General features: G+C 68.4%; 3 protein-coding genes. All 3 read left to right on the top strand.

Going from position 1 to position 2,921, the window contains the following annotated elements:
• Positions 1-304, top strand: a 304-nt coding sequence (gene accB / locus ACLEQD_RS40480; RefSeq protein ID WP_410391274.1) for an acetyl-CoA carboxylase biotin carboxyl carrier protein, incomplete at its 5' end; no start/stop codon positions are given.
• 75 nt (positions 305-379) lie between these two features.
• Positions 380-1,765, top strand: coding sequence for an acetyl-CoA carboxylase biotin carboxylase subunit (gene accC / locus ACLEQD_RS40475; RefSeq protein ID WP_410391273.1), 1,386 nt, complete (start codon positions 380-382; stop codon positions 1,763-1,765).
• Between the two features lie 191 nt (positions 1,766-1,956).
• A partial coding sequence (locus ACLEQD_RS40470; RefSeq protein ID WP_410391272.1) for a tetratricopeptide repeat protein occupies positions 1,957-2,921 on the top strand: 965 nt, incomplete at its 3' end.

The raw sequence follows: 2,921 nt of genomic DNA, 5'->3' as shown, positions 1-2,921 counted from the left end.
CCCCGTGCGGCCCCGCCGCGGCCCTGCCGCCGCGCCGGCGCCGGAGAAGCCCGCGGAGAAGCCGGGCCACCTGGTGACCAGCCCCTTCGTGGGGACGTTCTACCGGACCCCCGCGCCGGACCAGCCCCCGTTCGTGGACGTGGGCACGATGGTGCGCAAGGGCCAGGTGCTGTGCATCGTGGAAGCGATGAAGTTGATGAACGAAATCGAGTCCGAGGTCTCCGGCCGTGTCGCCGAGGTCCTCGTGGAGAACGGTCGCCCGGTGGAGTTCGGCCAGGCGCTGTTCCGCATCGAGCCGGCCTGAGTCTCACTTTGTCAGGCGCGTCCGGCCCATTCCCGGGCGGGACGCGCCTCAAGGCCCTCGCGAAGGAGCACGGCCGTGTTCAAGAAGGTCCTGGTCGCCAACCGCGGGGAGATTGCCCTGCGGGTCATCCGCGCATGCCGTGAACTGGGCATCGCCACCGTGGCGGTGCACTCCACCGCCGACGCCCACGCGCTGCACGTGCGCTTCGCGGACGAGGCCGTCTGCATCGGGCCGCCTCCGTCCAAGGAGAGCTACCTCAACGTGCCGCAGCTGCTCTCCGCGGCGGAGATCACCCGCGCGGACGCCATCCACCCGGGCTACGGTTTCCTGTCGGAGAACGCCGAGTTCGCGGAGGTCTGCGAGAACTGCAAGATCCGCTTCATTGGCCCGCGTCCGGAGATGCTGCGGCTGATGGGCAACAAGGTGCGCGCGCGCGCCGCGGCCCGCGAGGCCGGCATGCCGCTGCTCCCGGGCAGCCCCGGCACGGTGAAGGACCCGCGCGAGGCGGAGGCGTTCGCGAAGGAGATCGGCTTCCCGGTCATCCTGAAGGCGGCGGCGGGCGGCGGCGGCAAGGGCATGAAGATCGTCCGCGAGCCGGGTGTGCTCGCGCAGGCGTTTTCCACCGCGCAGGCGGAGGCCCTGGCCAGCTTCAACAACGGCGACCTCTACATCGAGCGGTACGTGGAGAAGCCGCGCCACATCGAGATTCAAATCGTCGCGGACGAGCACGGGAACATCATCCACCTCAACGAGCGTGAGTGCTCCGTGCAGCGGCGGCACCAGAAGCTCATCGAGGAGAGCCCGTCGCCCGCGCTCACGCCGGAGCTGCGCCAGCGCATGGGCGAGGTGTCCGTCGCCGCGATGAAGAAGCTGCGCTACAACAACGTGGGCACCATCGAGTACCTGCTCGACGAGCGCGGCGAGTTCTACTTCATGGAGATGAACACGCGCATCCAGGTGGAGCACCCCGTGACGGAGCTGGTCATGGGCGTGGACCTGGTCCGTGAGCAGATCCGCATGGCCTACGGGCACCCCCTGCGCTTCAAGCAGGAGGACGTGCAGATCCGCGGGCACGCCATCGAGTGCCGCGTGAACGCGGAGGACCCCGTCACCTTCGCGCCGTGGCCGGGCAAGATCACCGGCTACAGCGTGCCGGGCGGCTACGGCGTGCGCGTGGACTCCGCCGCGTACGAGAACTACACGGTGCTGCCGTACTACGACAGCCTGCTGTCGAAGCTCATCGTGCACGCGGAGGACCGCGAGACGGCCATCCGCCGCATGCAGCGCGCGCTCTCCGAGTACGTGGTGGAGGGCATCCGCACGAACATCCCGTTCCACCGGGCCGCACTGGCGGAGGAGTCCTTCCAGGAGGGCAACTACGACACCCGCTTCGTGGAGCGCCTGCTGGCGAGCGAGACGGGTTCGCGCCGGCTCAAGAAGGCCGTGGAAGAGACGCCGTAGCGCTCACCGCGAGGACGTGGAAAACCCGCCGGGCGTGCGAGCGTCCAGGCGGGTGATCCAGCCCCGGGGGATGGCAGGCTGTTTCTTGACCCGCGTCGGAGGATTCCGTTAGCCTCCGAAGCTCCCCCCCAGAAAAGGACTGAAACCCGCGAAGTTCCTCGGGGTTTCTGCCTGCCGGAAGCGCACGCTCGATGGACAAGAACAAGATCATCGAAGCCGCCGCGAAGCTGGTCGCGAAGGGCGCGTACGACAAAGCCATCAAGGAGTACCAGAAGGTCCTGGAGGTCGACCCGAAGGACATCCGGGTCCTCCAGAAGATGGGGGAGCTGTACCAGAAGAAGAACGACAACGCGCAGGCGGCGCACTTCTTCACCAAGGTCGCGGAGAGCTACTCCTCGGACGGCTTCTTCCTCAAGGCCGTCGCCCTCTACAAGCAGGTCCTCAAGCTCAACCCGAACCTGCTGGAGGTGAACCTCAAGCTGGCGGAGCTGCACCAGCAGCTGGGGCTGATGTCGGAGGCGATGGCGTACTTCCAGATCGTCGCCAACCACTACGACAAGGCGGGCGACACCCGGTCGAGCCTCGACACCCTCAAGAAGATGGTGGATCTCGACCCGGAGAACGTGGCGTCGAAGATCAAGCTCGCGGAGCTGTACGCGCGCGAGAACATGACGAAGGAAGCGGCGCAGGAGTTCAAGCGCGCCGCGGAGTACCTCAAGCGCAACGCGCGCGCGGATGACTGGCTGCGCGTCGCCGAGCGCCTCTCCGCGCTGGAGCCGGACAACCTCCCGCTCGCGAAGGAGCTGGCCGCGTCGTACCTGCAGCGCGGCGACCAGAAGCGCGCGCTCGCCAAGCTCCAGGTCTGCTTCAAGGCGGACGGCCGCGACGTGGAGACGCTGACGCTGCTGGCCCAGGCGTTCCAGGGGCTGGGCCAGGTCTCCAAGACGGTGTCCGTCTACAAGGAGCTCGCGAAGATCCACCAGGAGCGCGGCCGCACCGCCGAGTCCGACGGCGTGTGGACGCAGATTGAGCTGCTGGATCCGCAGGACCCGGATCTGCTCGCGCGCCGGGGGCCCGTCGCGGAGCCCGAGCCGGAGCCCGCGCCTGTCGCCGCGCACCCTCACGCCGAGGAGGCCGCGCCCGCGTGGAGCGCTCC

It is taken from the genome of Corallococcus sp. 4LFB (assembly GCF_046520365.1).
Taxonomy (GTDB): Bacteria; Myxococcota; Myxococcia; order Myxococcales; family Myxococcaceae; genus Corallococcus; species Corallococcus caeni.
The sequence above is the reverse complement of the archived record's forward strand: the minus strand, read 5'-3'. Positions and strand labels throughout refer to the sequence as shown.